Genomic DNA, 15,338 nt, shown 5'->3' with positions numbered 1-15,338 from the left:
TGTTCGCCATCACAATCCCATCCCCGGCCGCCGGAGCCTTACCGCTTTACCCCTTTTTTCCCGCCAGCTCGAAGCGCGGCGAGACGATGCCGTACAGCGTCCAGCCGAGGAAGGTGGCGATGGCGCCCCACATCATCGCTTCTTCACCGGAGCTGTAGAGCGCATAGAAGCTGTACAGCGCGCCAATGCCGGCGATGATATTGGCGATGCGCGCCTTGTTGTCCGGCACCTTCGCCACTTTCTGAATAATGACCAGCGCCGCCATCGACAGGATGTAAGGGATGATGTTGGTCACCACCGCCAGGTTCACCAGCACGTTGAACTGCTTGTTCAGCGACGGGCTGATGGTCATCAGAGACAAACCACTCTGGATGACGACGATGGTCAGCATGCCTTTAACCGGCGCGTCGGCCTTGCTCAGCTTGGAGAAAATTTTCGGGAAGAAGCCGCTGTCGGCGGAGGATTTGAACACCTGAGCGATGGTGAACTGCCAGCCGAGCAGCGAGCCGACGCAGGACATGACCATCAACGCCATGATGATCTTGCCGACCGTCGGGTTGAACATGTGGGAGAACGCCAGCCCGAACGGGGCGGTGGAGTTGGCCAGATCCATGTTCGGCACGATGCCGGCGATCACGTTGGTCGAAATGATATAGATCACCGCCGCGCTGAGGGTGCCGCCCAGTACGGCGATCGGCACGTTGCGCTCCGGGTTTTCCACCACGTCGGTGTTGGCGCAGGCGGATTCCAGCCCCAGGAACGCCCACAGGGTCATTGAGATCGAGGCGCCGATGGCTTCGAAGGCCGGTACCTGATGCGGGTTCCAGGCGGCGACGTAGGCGCTGCCGCTGAACCAGTACCAGCCGATGACCGAGATGCCCACCACCGGAATGATCACGCCCCAGACGGTGATGCCGCTGATTTTGCCGGTGATGCGCGCGCCACCGAAGTTGGCGACGGTCGCCAGCCACAGCACGCCGATGGTGGCGATACAGATCCCGAGCGGGCTGAGCGTGGTGTCGAACAGCTCGGTGCCGTAGCCGACGGCGGAAATGGCGATGGCGATGTTGGCGATCAGCAGCGAAACGCCGTAGGTGTAGTTCGCCATGAAGTTGCCGGATTTACCGAAGGCGTATTCGGCGTAGCCGCCCATGCCGCCGGATTTACGGCTGAACATGCCGCATTTGGCGAAGGCGTAGGCCAGCGCCATCGAGCCGACAGCGGTCACCAGCCAGGAAACGATCGAAATCGTGCCCACTTCGGCCAGCTTGGTCGGCAGCATAATTATGCCGGAACCCATCATATTCACGGCGGTCAGGATCGTTAATTGCACGACCCCCATTTTATTATTGGACTTACTCATGATCATTTTCTCTTTTAGGATGCGATCCGGGCGGCGGGAATCATCGCCGCCCCGTAAGGTGATTAATTTTTCATGACGTAGCCGTAAGCACGGTTCCAGCCGTCCTCATCCTGTTGGATATAAACGCCCTGTAATTCCGGCGCGAATCCTGGCAATAAATTGATGCCTTCTTCCAGTGCCAGGAAATAACGCTGCGCGGCGCCGCCCCAAATTTCACCGGGCACGACGCACAGCACGCCTGGTGGGTAAGGCAGGGCGCCCTCGGCGGCGATGCGGCCCTCGGCCTTGGCCAGCGACACCAATTCCACATTGCCGCGCACGAACTCGGTATTGGCATCCTGCGGATTCATTACCACGCGCGGGAAATAACTTTTGCGGAACATCTCTTTTTGCAGTTCTTTAACGTCATAGCTGACGTAAAGGTCGTGCATTTCCTGGCACAGCTGGCGGATGGTGTAGTTTTTGTAGCGCTGCTGGTGGTTTTTATAGACCGCAGGCAGCACCTCGCTGAGCAGGGAGTTTTGCTCGATGTGCTTCTCGAAGCGGGCGATCAGGGCCACCAGGTGCTGCATCTTGGCGATGTCTTCCGCCGGCGTCAGCAGGAACAGGATCGAGTTGAGATCGCATTTTTCCGGCACGATGCCGTTTTCGCGCAGGTAGTTGGCCAGAATGGTCGCCGGGATGCCGAACTCGCTGTAGCTGCCGGTCGCGGTATCGATACCCGGCGTAGTGAGCAGCAGTTTGCACGGATCGACGAAGTACTGCGACTCGGCATAGCCCTCAAAGGCGTGCCACTTCTCGCCGGGCACGAAGTTGAAGAAGCGCAGATCGTTGGCCATCGCCGCGGTGTCATAGGCCTGCCACGGCTTGCCGTCGATCTGATCCGGCACGAACGGTTTGATCATCGTGCAGGTATCCAGCAGCATTTTGCGCGCTTCGATGCCCACGCGCACACATTCTTGCCACAGGCGCTGGCCGCTCTTGCCCTCGTGCATCTTGGCGTTGACGTCCAGCGCGGCGAACAGCGGATAGAACGGGCTGGTGGAGGCGTGCAGCATAAAGGCGTTGTTGAAGCGCTTGTGGTTGCAGTAGCGGCTCTGCCCCTTGATATGCTTGTCTTTTTTGTGGATCTGCGAGGTTTGCGAGAAGCCGGCCTGCTGTTTGTGCACTGACTGGGTGACGATGATGCCGGGATCGTTCTCGTTCAGCTCCAGCAGCAGCGGCGAGCAGTCTTTCATCATCGGAATGAACTGCTCATAACCCACCCAAGCGGAGTCGAACAGGATGTAATCGCACAGGTGGCCAATCTTGTCGACCACCTGACGGGCGTTGTAGATGGTGCCGTCGTAGGTGCCGAGCTGGATGATCGCGAGGCGGAACGGGCGGGCTTCGTTGGCGCGTTCCGGCGCCACTTCGCGGATCTGCTGGCGCAGGTAGCGTTCGTCGAAGCAGTGCGCGTCGATGCCGCCGATAAAGCCGAACGGGTTGCGGGCAGTTTCCAGATACACCGGCGTGGCGCCGGCCTGGATCAACGCGCCGTGGTGGTTGGATTTATGGTTGTTGCGGTCAAACAGCACCAGATCGCCGCGCGTCAGCAGGGCATTGGTCGCCACCTTGTTCGAGGCCGAGGTGCCGTTGAGCACGAAGTAGGTCTTGTCGGCGTTGAACACCTTGGCGGCGTGCTGCTGTGCCGCGCAAGGCGCGCCTTCGTGGATCAACAGATCGCCCAGTTTGACGTCGGCGTTGCACATGTCGGAGCGGAAAAGCGTTTCGCCGTAGAAGTCGAAGAACTGGCGGCCCGCTGGGTGTTTGCGGAAGAACTCGCCGCCCTGGTGGCCGGGGCAGGCGAAGGTGGCGTTGCCCATTTCTACGTATTGCGTCAGCGTGTTGAAGAACGGCGGCAGCAGCTCGCTTTCATACTTGGCGGCGGCGGCCTCCAGCTGTTTGCCGTAGAACTGGGTATTCTTGCCGCACAGCTCAAACACACCGTGCAGCGCCGGCAAGACGGCGTTATCCAGCTCTTCTTCGCAGCAGACGGCGACGAACAGCGGAATGTTCAGGCCGTGCTCTTCGATGCGCGCCACCATGCCTTGCGCGACGTCTTCTACCGATAGCACGATGGCGGCGACGTCATTGAAATCGCTGTGGTGCACATCGACGATGTCGCGTTCGGTTTCAAAGCAGCCGAGGGTTTGGGTGTTGGCGGCAATTTTTAATTTTTTCATTTTTCTCATTCTTCAGGCAAAGGCATTCCGCCGGCAAATAATTCCATTTGCCGTTAACGCCTTCACGAAAATAAAGGTGTGCGAGAACCCAGTGATGCCGAAAGGCATTAACTGTGTTCGCTGTTTTATTTAGCTTGGATGCGCTTGGCCGAAATTAAAAATGAATTGCGTGTCCTTCCCGGTTAGCGAGAAAGAGATATTATCACCGGCGTGCGGAGAATAAATAAAACGCAATGACACTCTTATCAACGGCGTAAGAGCGAGGGGGAGGGTTATCTGTAGTTGAAGAATGCGAAACTAAAGCAGCTGCGATGAGCCATCATCATAATATGGGTTGTGCGCCTGATGTGCGCCATTTTTCGGTTATTGTTTTCCATTTTCTAATCCACCTTGCTGAGTGAAAAGATGGCGCTATTTTAACGCAAGATGGGCTAAAAATCGTGATGAAAGTCACATAAATGCCGGTGTTTATAAATAACTATTCACCTGTTATGCAATGAATTGCATAAGTATCATCCGGGTCCAGAGGTTGGCATGTAAATGAATTGCTAATGCTCGCGGCCCTTAAGCGCTTAATTTCAATGGCGCTCGGAAAGGAATAAAAAAAGCGGTCAAATAACCGGCTGCATAACGATCAAATAAATCCGCTTTGTGTTTTTTATGTTATCAATCTGCTTTATGCAAAAATAAATAAAAATTCATTATTGTTGTGTTTATATTCATGTGTGATTTTTGATGATTATCGTTATTTGTGACTCGCCTCAACAACGCAGGGTAAGATGAAGTGAGTGAACCGGGAGGCGAGTAACCTTGAATACCTCAGAACAACGGCAACAGATTGCGGATTTCATCGGCAAGCAACATGTCTTAACGCTGTGCGCCGGCGACGGCCTCGACATGTGGTGCGCCAACTGTTTTTACGTGTTCGACGCCGCGACGATGGCGCTGTGGCTGATGACCGAACCGCACACCCGCCACGGCGGGCTGATGCTGAACAACGGCCGGGTGGTCGGCACCATCGCGCCGAAACCGAAAAGCATCGCGCTGATCCGCGGCGTGCAATACCGCGCCGAGGCGGTGCTGCTGAGCGGTGAAGAAGCCGAGGCGGCGCGCGCGCGTTACTGCAAGCGCTTCCCGATCGCCAGGGCGATGAAGGCTTCGGTTTGGCGGCTGGATCTGCACGAGGTGAAGATGACCGACAACACCCTCGGCTTCGGCAAGAAGCTGCACTGGGCGCGGTCTATACTTTAAGTCGACGTATTGATTACAACGGGAGATTGCATGGCGCGAGCACTGTTAGTCGGCGCAACCGGGCTGGTGGGGCGCGAGTTGCTGCAGCGGTTGCAAAGCGATCCGCAGATAACGGCCATCGTGGCGCCGACGCGTGCGCCGCTGCCGCCGCACGGCAAGCTGACCAACCCGGTCGGCGATGCGCTGTTCGAGCTGCTGAGCGGCCTGCAGCAGCCGGTCGATCTGGTGTTCTGCTGCCTGGGCACCACCCGCCAGGCGGCGGGCAGCGCCGATGCCTTCCGCTACGTCGATTACCAACTGGTGGTGGAGAGCGCGCTGACCGGCCGCCGGTTGGGGGCACAGCACTGTCTGGTGGTGAGTGCGTTGGGCGCCAACGCGGATTCCACCTTCCTGTATAACCGCACCAAAGGCGAAATGGAGCAAGCGCTGCGCGAACAGCGCTGGCCGCGCCTGACGCTGGTGCGGCCTTCCATGCTGGTAGGGGAGCGCCCTGCGCCGCGCCTGATGGAGCGCCTCACGCTGCCGCTGTTCAGGCTGTTGCCCGGCAAATGGCGCGCCGTCTCCGCCAAAGACGTGGCGCAGACGCTGCTGCAGCAGGCGTTCACGCCGGGCGAAGGGGTCAGGGTGCTGGAGTCGGATCGGCTGCACTGCTACCGAGGCTCACGCTGAGGTGATCGAACGCCAGCTCCAGCCCGGCGGGCAGTTCATTGTCCAGCAGCCACCGATCGAGATGATGGCTGATGTGCGTCAGCAGCGTGCGTTTGGGCTGCAGCAACCGCTGCGTCTCCTGCGCGCGGGTCAGGTCATTGTGGTTACGCGGCGCCTGCGGCTGAGGCGGCAGGCTGCAATCGAGCACCAGCAGATCCAGCGCCACGTTCTGCAGATAGTCGGCGGTGGCTGGCGGCAGGCCGACGGTGTCGGTCAGGTAGGCCAGCGCAGCGCCCGCCGCCTGGATCAGATAGCCGTGGGTCAGTTTGGAGTGTTGCAGCGGCAGCGGGGTGATACGCATGCCGCCGAGCTCGACGGGAACAAAAGGCGCCAGCGGCGGCTGAAACGTCAGAATACCGGGGTGTTTGAACAGGTCGTCGCAGCCCTGTTCATCCGGCGGGCCATACACCGGAATGGAATTTCCGCACCCCCAACGCAAAGGAAATAACCCCTGAACGTGATCCATGTGGTAATGTGTCAGTAAAAAACGTTGAATTTGCCCCGCCGAAAATCGCCGCTCCAAAGCCGGCAATCCCGCATCCAATAAGGTCGTTTCTCCCTGATAGTTAAGCATGGCGCTGCACGCGCGCCGCCGAAATGCCGGCTCGCGCCGCGCCCGTTGGCAGCTCAGGCAGTCGCAGCCGAACACCGGCACCTGCTGCGCGCCGCCGGTGCCGAGAAAGGTCAGTTGCATCGCTTCCCTCTCCATTAAAGGTACTTCTGCGCAAAGCGGTGGATGTCGCGAAAATCCGCCAGCCGCGCCTGCAGCGTAGCGTGATCCCAGTGCCACCACTGGCTGCGTTCGATACGCTCGATCAGCGCATCGTCGAAGCGCATGCCGATCTTTTTGGCCGCCACGCCGACGACGATGCTGTAAGGCTCCACGTCCTTGGTAACCACCGCCGCGCTGCCGATCACCGCGCCGTTGCCGACGCTGACGCCCGGCATCAGAATGGCGTTATGGCCGATCCACACGTCGTGGCCGACGGTGACGTGGTGCTCGCGCCGCCAGTCGAAGAACGCCGTGTCGTCTTCCCCCAGCCCGTATTCGGAAGCGCGATAGGTGAAGTGGTGCTGCGCAATGCGCTGGTAGGTCGGGTGGTTGCCGGGATTGATGCGCGCATAGGAGGCGATGGAGACGAACTTGCCGATTGTGGCGTAAAAGATCTGGTTGTGCCCGGCGGTGTAGGAGTAGTCTCCCATCTCCACCTCTTCCAGGATCGCATCGTCGGCCAGATGCACATACTGGCCGAGCCGGGTGCGGTTAAGGGTCACGTTGTCGCCGATTTTCGGCTGGGCAAAGTCGTTCATGGCGTCGCATCCTGAGCTTGTCGGGTGGCGGTTGGCAGCAGCGCCAGCAGCGCCGCCAGGGTATCGTCGAGTGGGCCGTCGTTGTGCAGCACCCGGCAGCCGGCGGGCAGACTCTGCTGATATTCCGCCGCCCGCGCCAGCCGCTGCTCGATCTGTTCAGCGCTTTCCCGCCCCCGATCCTGCAGGCGCCGGCGCAGGATCGCGGCGTTGACCTGCAGGCATACCGGCAGCAGCTGCGCACCGTAGCGCTGCTGCGCCTGCGGCAGGTGGGCGCGCGAACCGTTGACCGCCACGTCGATCCCCTGCAGCAGCCAAAGATCCACTTCGATCCCGAACGCGTAGCGCTGCTGGTGGGCCTGCCAGTCGAGCGCGAACAGCCCCTTGGCGCGGCGGCGCAGAAATTCCGGTTCGCTCAGCGCGATGTGATTCTCGCAGCCGGCGTCCGCCGGCCGGGTGATGTAACGGTGCGCCACCAGCGGCGCGCGGTCGGCGTCGGCCCGCAGCGCGGCCAGCAGGCTGTCCTTGCCTGCGCCGGAAGGCCCCATCAGATAGATGAGCCGCGCCATCAGAACACCTGCCTGCCCTGGCGCCAAACATTCTGCACATAAACGTGCTCGCCGTGCGGCCGCGCCAGCACCAGATCCGCCCGCAGCCCTTCGGCGAGGGTGCCGCGATCCTGCAGATCCAGCGCCCGCGCCGGGTTGCGGGTGATCATGCGCACCGCCTGGGGCAGATCGTAGGCGTTGCGTTCGTCCGCCGCGAGGCGAAACGCCGCATCCAGCAGGCTGGCCGGGTAATAATCGGAAGAGAGAATGTCCAGCACCCCCAGCGCCGCCAGGTGGTGCGCCGCCACGTTGCCGGAGTGGGAGCCGCCGCGCACGATGTTCGGCGCGCCCATCAGCACCTGCAGGCCCTGCTGGTGCGAAGCGCGGGCGGCCGCCTCGGTGGTGGGGAACTCGGCGATCGCGCTGCCCAGCGCGCAGGATTCGGCCACGTGCGCGGCGGTGGCGTCGTCATGGCTGGCCAGCGAGATGCGGCGCGCGCGGCAGTGGGCGGCGATCGCCTCGCGGTTCGGCGCGGCCCAGCGGGCGGACAGGGCGACCTGCTGCTCCTCGTACTCGCTCATCTGCTGGTCGTTGAGGTGGTATTTGCCCTGATAATATTCGCGGTACTTTTCGCGCGAGGCGAACTGGCGCTGGCCCGGCGAATGGTCCATCAGCGACACCAGCGACACGCCTGGCTTGTCCATCAGCTGTTCGAACAGCGGCAGCGTGCTCTCGTGCGGCAGCTCGCAGCGCAGATGCAGCCGGTGCTCGGCGCGGTTCACCCCGGCGCGCTGGCTGTGGATCACCGCGTCGATCATCTTCTGCAGGTTTTCCAGCCGGTGGCCGCCGTCGCGCACGTCGCCGATCGCCACCGCGTCCAGCACCGTGGTGATGCCGTTGGCCACCATCAGCGCATCGTGGCTGCTCATCGCCGAATGGGCCGGCCAGTCGACGTTCGGGCGCGGGGTGAAGAACTTGTCCAGGTTGTCGGTATGCAGCTCGATCAGCCCCGGCAGCAGCCAGCCGCCGTCGCCGTCCAGCGCCTGCGGCAGCCGGCTCGGGCCGTCGGCGAAGCTGCGGATCACGCCGTCCTGCATCTCCAGCGAGCCTTGCACCACCTGGTCATCCAGCACCAGCTTAACGTTATTGACGATCATCAGAGGGCCTCCAGCGCCTGCGGCGCCTGCATGTCATAAAGCCGGTCGGCGACCTGTCGGCGGACGCCTTCATCATGAAAAATGCCGACGATCGCCGCGCCGCGCGCCTTGGCGCGTTCGATAAGCTGCACCACCGCCGCGCTGTTGCGGCTGTCGAGCGAGGCGGTCGGTTCATCCAGCAACAGAATGGGGTAATCGACGATAAAGCCGCGCGCGATGTTCACCCGCTGCTGCTCGCCGCCGGAGAAGGTGGACGGCGCCAGCGGCCACAGGCGCGGCGGCACGTTGAGCGCAGCGAGCAGCGCTTCGGCGCGGTCGCGGCACTCGGCGCGCTCGACGCCCTGTTCCAGCAGCGGCTGCATCACCACCTCCAGCGCGCTGATGCGCGGGATCACCCGCAGGAACTGGCTGACCCAGCCCAGCGTATGGCGGCGCACCGCCAGAATCTGGCGCGCGTCGGCGCTGACCATGTCCAGCCAGTCGCCCTGGTGGTTGATCCAGATATGGCCGCTGTCCGGCAGGTAGTTGGCGTACAGCGAACGCAGCAGGGTGGATTTGCCGCTGCCGGAGTGGCCGTGCAGCACCACGCATTCGCCGCCGTGGACCGTCAGGTTGGCGTCGTGCAGCACCGGCAGGCGGGTGCCGTACTGCTGATGCAGCACAAAGGTTTTACTGAGATGTTCAACTCGGATTTGCATAGTCATCTGTTATCGCCTTGGGTTACGACAGCACCGAAGAAACCAGCAGCTGGGTGTAAGGATGGTGCGGATCGTCGAGCACCCGATCGGTCAGGCCGCTCTCCACCACTTCACCCTGTTTCATCACCAGCAGGCGGTGGGCCAGCAGCCGCGCCACGCCGAGATCGTGAGTGACGATCACCGCCGCCAGCTGCATCTCCACCACCAGGTTGCGCAGCAGATCGAGCAGGCGCGCCTGCACCGACACGTCCAGCCCGCCGGTCGGCTCATCCATAAACACCAGCTTGGGGTGGGTGACCAGATTGCGGGCGATCTGCAGCCGCTGCTGCATGCCGCCGGAGAAGGTGGTAGGCAGATCGTCGAGGCGCGACAGCGGGATTTCGACGTCTTCCAGCCACTGGCCGGCCTGGCGGCGAATGTCGCCATAGTGGCGCTGGCCGATGGCCATCAGCCGCTCGCCGATGTTGCCGCCGGCGGAGACCTGCGGCCGCAGCCCGTCGAGCGGGTGCTGGTGCACCACGCCCCAGTCGGTGCGCAGCAGGCGGCGGCGATCGCTCTCCGCCATGGCGTACAGATCCTGTTCCTGGCCCGCCTGCGGGCGGTAAAGGATCTGCCCGCGCTGCGGCGCCAGCCGCGCCGAGATCGACTTCAGCAGCGTGGTTTTGCCGGAGCCGGATTCGCCGACGATGCCCAGCACTTCACCGGGGTAGATGTCGAACGACACGTCGCTGAAGCCCTTGCCGGGGGCGTACAGGTGGGTGAGCCGGTTCACCGACAGCAGCGGGGTGGTGCTCAAAGGGGTGGAAGTCATCAGTGCTGCGCCTCTTGCGAAGATTGCGCCAGCTGCTGCCGGCAGTAGTCGGTGTCCGAACAGACGAACATGCGGTTGCCCCGATCGTCGAGCACCACCTCGTCGAGATAGCTGTGGCGCGAACCGCACAGCGCGCAGGGTTCGTCCCACTGCTGCACGCTGAACGGATGGTCGTCGAAGTCCAGGCTCTCCACCTTGGTGAACGGCGGCAGGGCGTAGATGCGTTTCTCGCGCCCGGCGCCGAACAGCTGCAGCGCTGGCATCATGTGCATTTTCGGGTTGTCGAATTTCGGGATCGGCGACGGATCCATCACGTAGCGATCGTTGACCTTTACCGGGTAGGCGTAGGTGGTGGCGATATGGCCGTAGCGCGCGATGTCTTCGTACAGCTTCACCTGCATCACGCCGTACTCCTCCAGCGCGTGCATCTTGCGGGTCTCGGTTTCGCGCGGTTCGATAAAGCGCAGCGGCTCCGGGATCGGCACCTGATAGATCAGGATCTGGTCTTCGCGCAGCGCGGTTTCCGGAATGCGGTGACGGGTTTGGATCAGCGTAGCCTCCGGCGTGCGTTCGGTGGTGGCCACCCCGGCGACGCGCTGGAAGAAGCGACGGATCGACACCGCGTTGGTGGTGTCGTCGGCGCCCTGGTCGATCACCTTCAGCACGTCAGCGCGGCCGATGACGCTGGCGGTGAGCTGAATGCCGCCGGTGCCCCAGCCGTAGGGCATCGGCATCTCGCGGCCGCCGAACGGCACCTGGTAGCCGGGGATCGCCACCGCCTTCAGGATGGCGCGGCGGATCATGCGCTTGGTCTGTTCGTCCAGATAACCGAGGTTATAGCCGGTCAATACTTCACTCATCGCGGGCCTCCTGACGCTCGCTGTATTCCTGCCGCAGCCGCTTGAGCAGCTCCAGTTCGGCCTGGAAGTCGACGTAGTGCGGCAGCTTGAGATGGGAGACGAAGCCGGCGGCCTCGACGTTGTCGGCGTGGGCCAGCACGAACTCTTCGTCCTGCGCCGGGCCGGCGACGCCTTCGCCGTAGTCCGGGCTCTGCAATGCGCGATCCACCAACGCCATCGCCATCGCCTTGCGTTCGGCGCGGCCGAACACCAGCCCGTAACCGCGGGTGAAGTGCGGCGGATGGTCCTTGGGATCGACGAAGCCGTTGACCATTTCGCACTCGGTCAGCAGGATTTCGCCGATATCGATGGCGAAGCCGAGCTCTTCAGGCACGATCTCCACCGAAACGTGGCCGGTGCGGATCTCGCCGGCGAACGGGTGGTTGCGGCCGTAGCCGCGCTGGGTGGCGTAGCCGAGCGCCAGCAGAAAACCTTCGTCGCCGCGCACCAGCTGCTGCAGGCGCGCCGAGCGCGAGCAGGGGTAAACCGGCGGATTGCGGGTGATGTCGTCCGGCGCGCTGCCGTCGTCCTGTTCCTCCCGCGCCAGCTGCTGGCGACACAACAGATCGAACACGTGGCTGCAGTTGTCCGGCAGCGGTTCGTCGGCCTGCGGCGCGCGCGGCGCCTCGCCTTCCGCCAGCAGCGCGAAGTCCAGCAGCCGGTGGGTGTAGTCGTAGGTCGGCCCCAGCACCTGCCCGCCGGGCAAGTCCTTGTAAACCGCCGAGATGCGCCGCTCCAGCCGCATGTTTTTGCTGGCCAGCGGCTCGCTGACCGCCAGGCGCGGCAGGGTGGTGCGGTAGGCGCGCAGCAGGAAGATCGCCTCCACCAGATCGCCGCTGGCCTGTTTGATGGCCAGCGCCGCCAGCTCGCGATCGTAGATGCCGCCTTCGGTCATCACCCGATCCACCGCCAGCCCCAGCTGCTGTTCGATTTGTTCCGCGCCGAGCGCCGGCAGCGCGTCGTCGCCGCGCCGCAGCTGTTCCTGCAGCTGATGGGCGGCCTCAATGGCTTTTTCGCCCCCTTTTACCGCTACGTACATCAGCACACCTCCACGCGGGTGGTCCGCGGGATCGCCAGCAGGCGATCGCCGCAGGTCAGCAAAATATCCAGCCCCAGCGGGAAGCGCTGTGGGCGGTTGACCAGGTAATCGAGCAGCGCCGGCGGCAGGCGCGGCGCAATCAGGCGTTGGCTCTCGATGCCGGGGCCGGTCAGGCGCAGCGCGGCGCCGTTCTCCAGCTCAGCAAGCTGCACCACCACCGTGGCGCCGCATTCCGGCGAGATTTCCGTGCCGTGCGGCAACGCCTGCAGATCGGCGGCCTGCAGCTGCTCATCGAACAGGGCAAAACAGACCTCCTGCGCCGCGGTGGCCAGCGGCGCGCCGCTGTGAAAACGAATGTTTGTTAGCACTTGCTCACTTTTGAGCGCCGCACACAGCTGCAGCGGCGTTTCCTGATCGGCCAGCGTCAGCAGCGCGGCGGTGCTGGCGGCGTTCAGCGGCGCCCAGGCCGGGCCGGCCGGCAGCGTCACCCGGTGGCCCGGTTCGCTCAAGGCTTTAAGAATCAAACGAAAAGCGTGCTGCGATTGATCTATCGGTTGTTCAAAACCGGTCAATAAACTCATGGCTTAATCCCCTCGCACCAGCGTAAAGAAGTCCACCCGGCTGGCGGCGATCGCCCGGGCGCGCAGCTGGCGCTGTTCGTGCTGCAGCGCGGCCAGCGGCGCGATCAGCTGTTGTTGCAGGCGTTCGCCGTGTTCCGGCTGTTGCAGCAGCGCATCGGCCAGCGCGCACAGCTCGGCGTGCGCCTTGTCGCGCCCGGCGATATAGCTGTAGCCGTAGCCGCCGTTGTCCAGCTGCACCACCGCGCGGGTGACCGTCATGTCCCCCAACACGAAGCGGCGGCCGGTGGCGCCCATGCGCCCCTGCAGCTGGGCCAGGCCGATTTCCGGCGCGCGGATGCTGCGGTAACCCGGGCTGAGGTTCAGCGCCTGCCAGTGGCTGCGCAGCTGCTCGGGCCGGCTGTGCGCCAGCACCGACATCCAGCGTTGTCTCGACTCTAAGGCTTGCATTCAGTGCTCCATCGTCAGTTCAATCATGTCGGCGCGGGCCAGGCTGACGGAGTATTCCGCCACGTCTTCGCCGCCGCTGCGGACGTTAAGGGTGCGCACGCACAGCAGCGGCGCGTGGGTGGCGATCTCCAGCAGCCGGCTCTCTTTGGCCTGCGCGCGGCGCGCGCTGATGCGCGTCTGGCGGCGGGTCAGCGGCTGCTGGAGGTGCTGTTCGATAAACTGGTGCAGCGAACCGCTGTGGAACTGCTGCAGCGCCGGCCACCAGTCCAGATCGGGCAGATAGTGGTCGATCACGCTCATCGGTACGCCGTTGACCCGGCGCAGGGTGCGCAGGTGGATCACCATTTCGCCTTCTTCACGCGAGAGTGCGCTGGCGACATGCCCATTGCACGGGCGCAAGACAGCGAGTAAGCGCTCACTGGTGGGATGGCTGCCCTGCTCGAACAGGTTCTGGCTGAAGCGGGTATTGGCGTGCAGCGGGTAGTCGTAAGGCCGCATCAACACCAGGATGCCGACGCCGTGGCGGCGCTGCAGCCAGCCGCGCTCCACCAACTGATCCACCGCGCGGCGCAGGGTGTGGCGATTGACCTGGTAACGCTCGGCCAGCTGCTGTTCCGAAGGCAGGTAGTCGCCGCAGCGGTACTGCGTGCGCAGCTCCTGTTCCAGCTGCGCGGCGATCTGCTGATAGCGGGTGGGGTAAGTGGTCGGATGTCTAGATAACTCCATCATAATAAAAACCTCGTCATACCGATGGCTGTGCGATGAAGGCGGAAGCGGTGCGTTTCATCGGGCGTCTACCCTGTGGTTTTCACGTTGGCATCATGGTGCCGGGCGCAGATGACAATCGCGTTACGCCTCGGTGGCGAACAGATGAACTATTTAGGACAGCCCAGGCGTGCACGGGCGGCGACGGCGCGCTATGCTGGCGCCTCTGTTGACTCACTCTGGCCGCTACCATGCCGCAACCTCTGAACGCCCCTGAACCCGCCCCACGCGCCTGGCCGCTGTGGAAACCGATCCTGTTTCTGCTGGTGGTAGCCGTCGGCCTCTACTACGTCAAATGGCAGCCTTACTATGGCAAGGCCTTCGTGGCGGCGGACAGCCACTCGATCGGCAAATCGATCCTGGCCGACGGCGCCGCGAGCCCCTGGCTGGCGGCCTGGCAGTACGCGCTGGTCTACTTCACCGCGGTGTGGAAGGCGGCGCTGCTCGGGGTGTTGTTAGGTTCGCTGGTGCAGGTGCTGATCCCGCGCGACTGGCTGGCGCGCACGCTCGGCCACCGGCGTTTTTCCGGCACCGTGCTGGGGGCGCTGATCGCGCTGCCGGGCATGATGTGCACCTGCTGCGCCGCACCGGTTGCCGCCGGCATGCGCCGCCAGTCGGTGTCCAGCGGCGCCGCGCTGGCCTTTTGGCTCGCCAACCCGGTATTGAATCCGGCGACGCTGGTGTTTATGGGATTTGTGCTCGGTTGGCCATTCGCCGCCATCCGCCTGGTAGCGGGCGTGGTGATGGTGCTGGGCATCGCCTGGCTGGTGCAGCGCGTAACCGCCCAGGACCCGCAGCCCGCCGCGCCGCAGCCGCCGGTGATGACGGCGCAGAGCGACGAACGGCCGTTTCTCGCCCGCTGGGGCAAAGCGCTGTGGGCGCTGTTTTGGTCGACCATCCCGATCTACGTACTGGCGGTGCTGGCGCTGGGCGCTGCGCGGGCCTGGCTGTTCCCGCACGCCGACGGCGCCGTCGACAATAGCCTGCTGTGGATCATCGGCCTGGCGATCGTCGGCTGCCTGTTCGTTATCCCCACCGCGGCGGAAATCCCGATCGTGCAGACCATGATGCTGGCGGGCATGGGCGCAGGCCCGGCGCTGGCACTGCTGATGACCCTACCGGCGGTCAGCCTGCCTTCGCTGTTGATGCTCAACAAGGCCTTCTCCGCCCGGGCGCTGTGCCTGACGGCGGCGCTGGTGGCGCTGTGCGGCGTACTGACCGGCGTGGTGGGGATGGGGTTGGTGTAACTTACCGTTGCTGATGAGTGGTTCGATGCTGTCTCAAGGAGGAGATGGAAATGGAGCAGCGGAATAAACCTGAAATGGACGTAGAGGCGATGTTGCTGGAGCAAGCGTTGCGTGAAAGGGTGGATGCCGCCTTTGAACGCTTAAGAAACGGCACCGCGGTTTATCTAAGCCATTCGGAGGTAGAAAAACGAATGGCTGTATTCAAGAAGAAAATCCGGGAACGTTATCGGTGGGGATGTTTAGGAGTGGTTCAGGGCTGGGCTGACGGTCTCTACGGGGAGTAGGTCACAG

At 63.2% G+C, this 15,338-nt stretch carries 18 protein-coding genes; 4 read left to right on the top strand and 14 right to left on the bottom strand.

The window, feature by feature from the left end:
- Positions 1-46: 46 nt before the first annotated feature.
- The 3 genes from potE to speFL all read right to left on the bottom strand — a co-directional run bounded on the left by potE (position 47) and on the right by speFL (position 3,965).
- Positions 47-1,363 carry a putrescine-ornithine antiporter gene (gene potE, locus RE418_RS03995; RefSeq protein ID WP_399675840.1) on the bottom strand — a complete coding sequence of 439 codons (1,317 nt, stop codon included), beginning with the start codon at positions 1,361-1,363 and terminating at the stop codon, positions 47-49.
- A 62-nt stretch (positions 1,364-1,425) separates the two neighbouring features.
- Positions 1,426-3,588 carry an ornithine decarboxylase SpeF gene (speF, locus tag RE418_RS03990; protein WP_016929309.1) on the bottom strand — a complete coding sequence of 721 codons (2,163 nt, stop codon included), beginning with the start codon at positions 3,586-3,588 and terminating at the stop codon, positions 1,426-1,428.
- A 272-nt stretch (positions 3,589-3,860) separates the two neighbouring features.
- Entirely contained in the window at positions 3,861-3,965 is a 105-nt protein-coding gene (gene speFL / locus RE418_RS03985) for a leader peptide SpeFL (protein WP_004933443.1), read from the bottom strand.
- Between the two features lie 433 nt (positions 3,966-4,398).
- Between speFL and RE418_RS03980 the strand changes: the two genes are divergently transcribed.
- Positions 4,399-4,839, top strand: a complete 441-nt coding sequence (locus RE418_RS03980) for a YhbP family protein (RefSeq protein WP_025305087.1) — start codon at positions 4,399-4,401, stop codon at positions 4,837-4,839.
- Between the two features lie 30 nt (positions 4,840-4,869).
- Positions 4,870-5,508, top strand: a complete 639-nt coding sequence (locus RE418_RS03975; RefSeq protein WP_142590989.1) for an NAD(P)H-binding protein — start codon at positions 4,870-4,872, stop codon at positions 5,506-5,508.
- On the opposite strand, the gene phnP is transcribed toward RE418_RS03975, so the two are convergent.
- The 11 genes from phnP to phnF are packed head-to-tail and all read right to left on the bottom strand — an operon-like array spanning position 5,459 to position 13,764.
- Positions 5,459-6,241 (bottom strand): phosphonate metabolism protein PhnP, encoded by a 783-nt coding sequence (phnP, locus tag RE418_RS03970; RefSeq protein WP_342116751.1) that lies wholly within the window; start codon positions 6,239-6,241, stop codon positions 5,459-5,461. The two genes, RE418_RS03975 and phnP, sit on opposite strands and share 50 nt — an antisense overlap.
- Positions 6,242-6,255: 14 nt before the next feature.
- Positions 6,256-6,858 carry a DapH/DapD/GlmU-related protein gene (locus RE418_RS03965; protein ID WP_213928282.1) on the bottom strand — a complete coding sequence of 201 codons (603 nt, stop codon included), beginning with the start codon at positions 6,856-6,858 and terminating at the stop codon, positions 6,256-6,258.
- Entirely contained in the window at positions 6,855-7,424 is a 570-nt protein-coding gene (gene phnN / locus RE418_RS03960) for a ribose 1,5-bisphosphokinase (RefSeq protein WP_016929305.1), read from the bottom strand. Before phnN ends, RE418_RS03965 begins: the two co-directional genes overlap by 4 nt.
- Complete coding sequence (gene phnM / locus RE418_RS03955) at positions 7,424-8,560, bottom strand: alpha-D-ribose 1-methylphosphonate 5-triphosphate diphosphatase (RefSeq protein WP_015376433.1); 1,137 nt, start codon at positions 8,558-8,560, stop codon at positions 7,424-7,426. Before phnM ends, phnN begins: the two co-directional genes overlap by 1 nt.
- Entirely contained in the window at positions 8,560-9,264 is a 705-nt protein-coding gene (gene phnL / locus RE418_RS03950; protein ID WP_048325882.1) for a phosphonate C-P lyase system protein PhnL, read from the bottom strand. The genes phnM and phnL overlap by 1 nt, the downstream gene beginning before the upstream one ends.
- A gap of 16 nt (positions 9,265-9,280) precedes the next feature.
- Entirely contained in the window at positions 9,281-10,069 is a 789-nt protein-coding gene (gene phnK, locus RE418_RS03945; RefSeq protein ID WP_038879071.1) for a phosphonate C-P lyase system protein PhnK, read from the bottom strand.
- Positions 10,069-10,929: an alpha-D-ribose 1-methylphosphonate 5-phosphate C-P-lyase PhnJ gene (locus RE418_RS03940; protein ID WP_016929301.1), complete on the bottom strand. Its 861-nt coding sequence runs from the start codon at positions 10,927-10,929 to the stop codon at positions 10,069-10,071. Before RE418_RS03940 ends, phnK begins: the two co-directional genes overlap by 1 nt.
- Positions 10,922-12,007: a carbon-phosphorus lyase complex subunit PhnI gene (locus RE418_RS03935; RefSeq protein ID WP_399675837.1), complete on the bottom strand. Its 1,086-nt coding sequence runs from the start codon at positions 12,005-12,007 to the stop codon at positions 10,922-10,924. The genes RE418_RS03940 and RE418_RS03935 overlap by 8 nt, the downstream gene beginning before the upstream one ends.
- Entirely contained in the window at positions 12,007-12,588 is a 582-nt protein-coding gene (gene phnH, locus RE418_RS03930) for a phosphonate C-P lyase system protein PhnH (RefSeq protein WP_308380847.1), read from the bottom strand. The genes RE418_RS03935 and phnH overlap by 1 nt, the downstream gene beginning before the upstream one ends.
- 3 nt (positions 12,589-12,591) lie before the next feature.
- Complete coding sequence (gene phnG / locus RE418_RS03925; RefSeq protein ID WP_019453314.1) at positions 12,592-13,035, bottom strand: phosphonate C-P lyase system protein PhnG; 444 nt, start codon at positions 13,033-13,035, stop codon at positions 12,592-12,594.
- Positions 13,036-13,764 (bottom strand): phosphonate metabolism transcriptional regulator PhnF, encoded by a 729-nt coding sequence (gene phnF, locus RE418_RS03920; protein WP_015376439.1) that lies wholly within the window; start codon positions 13,762-13,764, stop codon positions 13,036-13,038.
- 227 nt (positions 13,765-13,991) lie between these two features.
- Between phnF and RE418_RS03915 the strand changes: the two genes are divergently transcribed.
- Together RE418_RS03915 and RE418_RS03910 are read left to right on the top strand one after the other, a co-directional pair.
- On the top strand, positions 13,992-15,047 hold the full coding sequence (locus RE418_RS03915) for a permease (protein ID WP_399675835.1): 1,056 nt from the start codon (positions 13,992-13,994) through the stop codon (positions 15,045-15,047).
- A 44-nt stretch (positions 15,048-15,091) separates the two neighbouring features.
- Positions 15,092-15,331 (top strand): hypothetical protein, encoded by a 240-nt coding sequence (locus RE418_RS03910; protein WP_323712004.1) that lies wholly within the window; start codon positions 15,092-15,094, stop codon positions 15,329-15,331.
- Positions 15,332-15,338 lie beyond the last annotated feature (7 nt).

The organism is Serratia sp. szju (genome assembly GCF_044594185.1).
GTDB lineage: Bacteria > Pseudomonadota > Gammaproteobacteria > Enterobacterales > Enterobacteriaceae > Serratia > Serratia bockelmannii.
This window is presented reverse-complemented; position numbering and strand designations above follow the sequence as displayed.

Excerpts from the sequence above, each read along its gene's own strand:
- RE418_RS03940 (WP_016929301.1), bottom strand. The coding sequence starts at position 10,929 with ATGAGTGAAGTATTGACCGGCTATAACCTCGGTTATCTGGACGAACAG.
- RE418_RS03910 (WP_323712004.1), top strand. The coding sequence starts at position 15,092 with ATGGAAATGGAGCAGCGGAATAAACCTGAAATGGACGTAGAGGCGATG.
- RE418_RS03965 (WP_213928282.1), bottom strand. The coding sequence starts at position 6,858 with ATGAACGACTTTGCCCAGCCGAAAATCGGCGACAACGTGACCCTTAAC.
- phnN (WP_016929305.1), bottom strand. The coding sequence starts at position 7,424 with ATGGCGCGGCTCATCTATCTGATGGGGCCTTCCGGCGCAGGCAAGGAC.
- phnG (WP_019453314.1), bottom strand. The coding sequence starts at position 13,035 with ATGCAAGCCTTAGAGTCGAGACAACGCTGGATGTCGGTGCTGGCGCAC.
- RE418_RS03975 (WP_142590989.1), top strand. The coding sequence starts at position 4,870 with ATGGCGCGAGCACTGTTAGTCGGCGCAACCGGGCTGGTGGGGCGCGAG.
- phnF (WP_015376439.1), bottom strand. The coding sequence starts at position 13,764 with ATGATGGAGTTATCTAGACATCCGACCACTTACCCCACCCGCTATCAG.
- speFL (WP_004933443.1), bottom strand. The coding sequence starts at position 3,965 with ATGGAAAACAATAACCGAAAAATGGCGCACATCAGGCGCACAACCCAT.
- RE418_RS03935 (WP_399675837.1), bottom strand. The coding sequence starts at position 12,007 with ATGTACGTAGCGGTAAAAGGGGGCGAAAAAGCCATTGAGGCCGCCCAT.
- potE (WP_399675840.1), bottom strand. The coding sequence starts at position 1,363 with ATGAGTAAGTCCAATAATAAAATGGGGGTCGTGCAATTAACGATCCTG.
- phnM (WP_015376433.1), bottom strand. The coding sequence starts at position 8,560 with ATGATCGTCAATAACGTTAAGCTGGTGCTGGATGACCAGGTGGTGCAA.
- phnL (WP_048325882.1), bottom strand. The coding sequence starts at position 9,264 with ATGACTATGCAAATCCGAGTTGAACATCTCAGTAAAACCTTTGTGCTG.
- RE418_RS03915 (WP_399675835.1), top strand. The coding sequence starts at position 13,992 with ATGCCGCAACCTCTGAACGCCCCTGAACCCGCCCCACGCGCCTGGCCG.
- phnK (WP_038879071.1), bottom strand. The coding sequence starts at position 10,069 with ATGACTTCCACCCCTTTGAGCACCACCCCGCTGCTGTCGGTGAACCGG.
- phnP (WP_342116751.1), bottom strand. The coding sequence starts at position 6,241 with ATGCAACTGACCTTTCTCGGCACCGGCGGCGCGCAGCAGGTGCCGGTG.
- speF (WP_016929309.1), bottom strand. The coding sequence starts at position 3,588 with ATGAAAAAATTAAAAATTGCCGCCAACACCCAAACCCTCGGCTGCTTT.
- phnH (WP_308380847.1), bottom strand. The coding sequence starts at position 12,588 with ATGAGTTTATTGACCGGTTTTGAACAACCGATAGATCAATCGCAGCAC.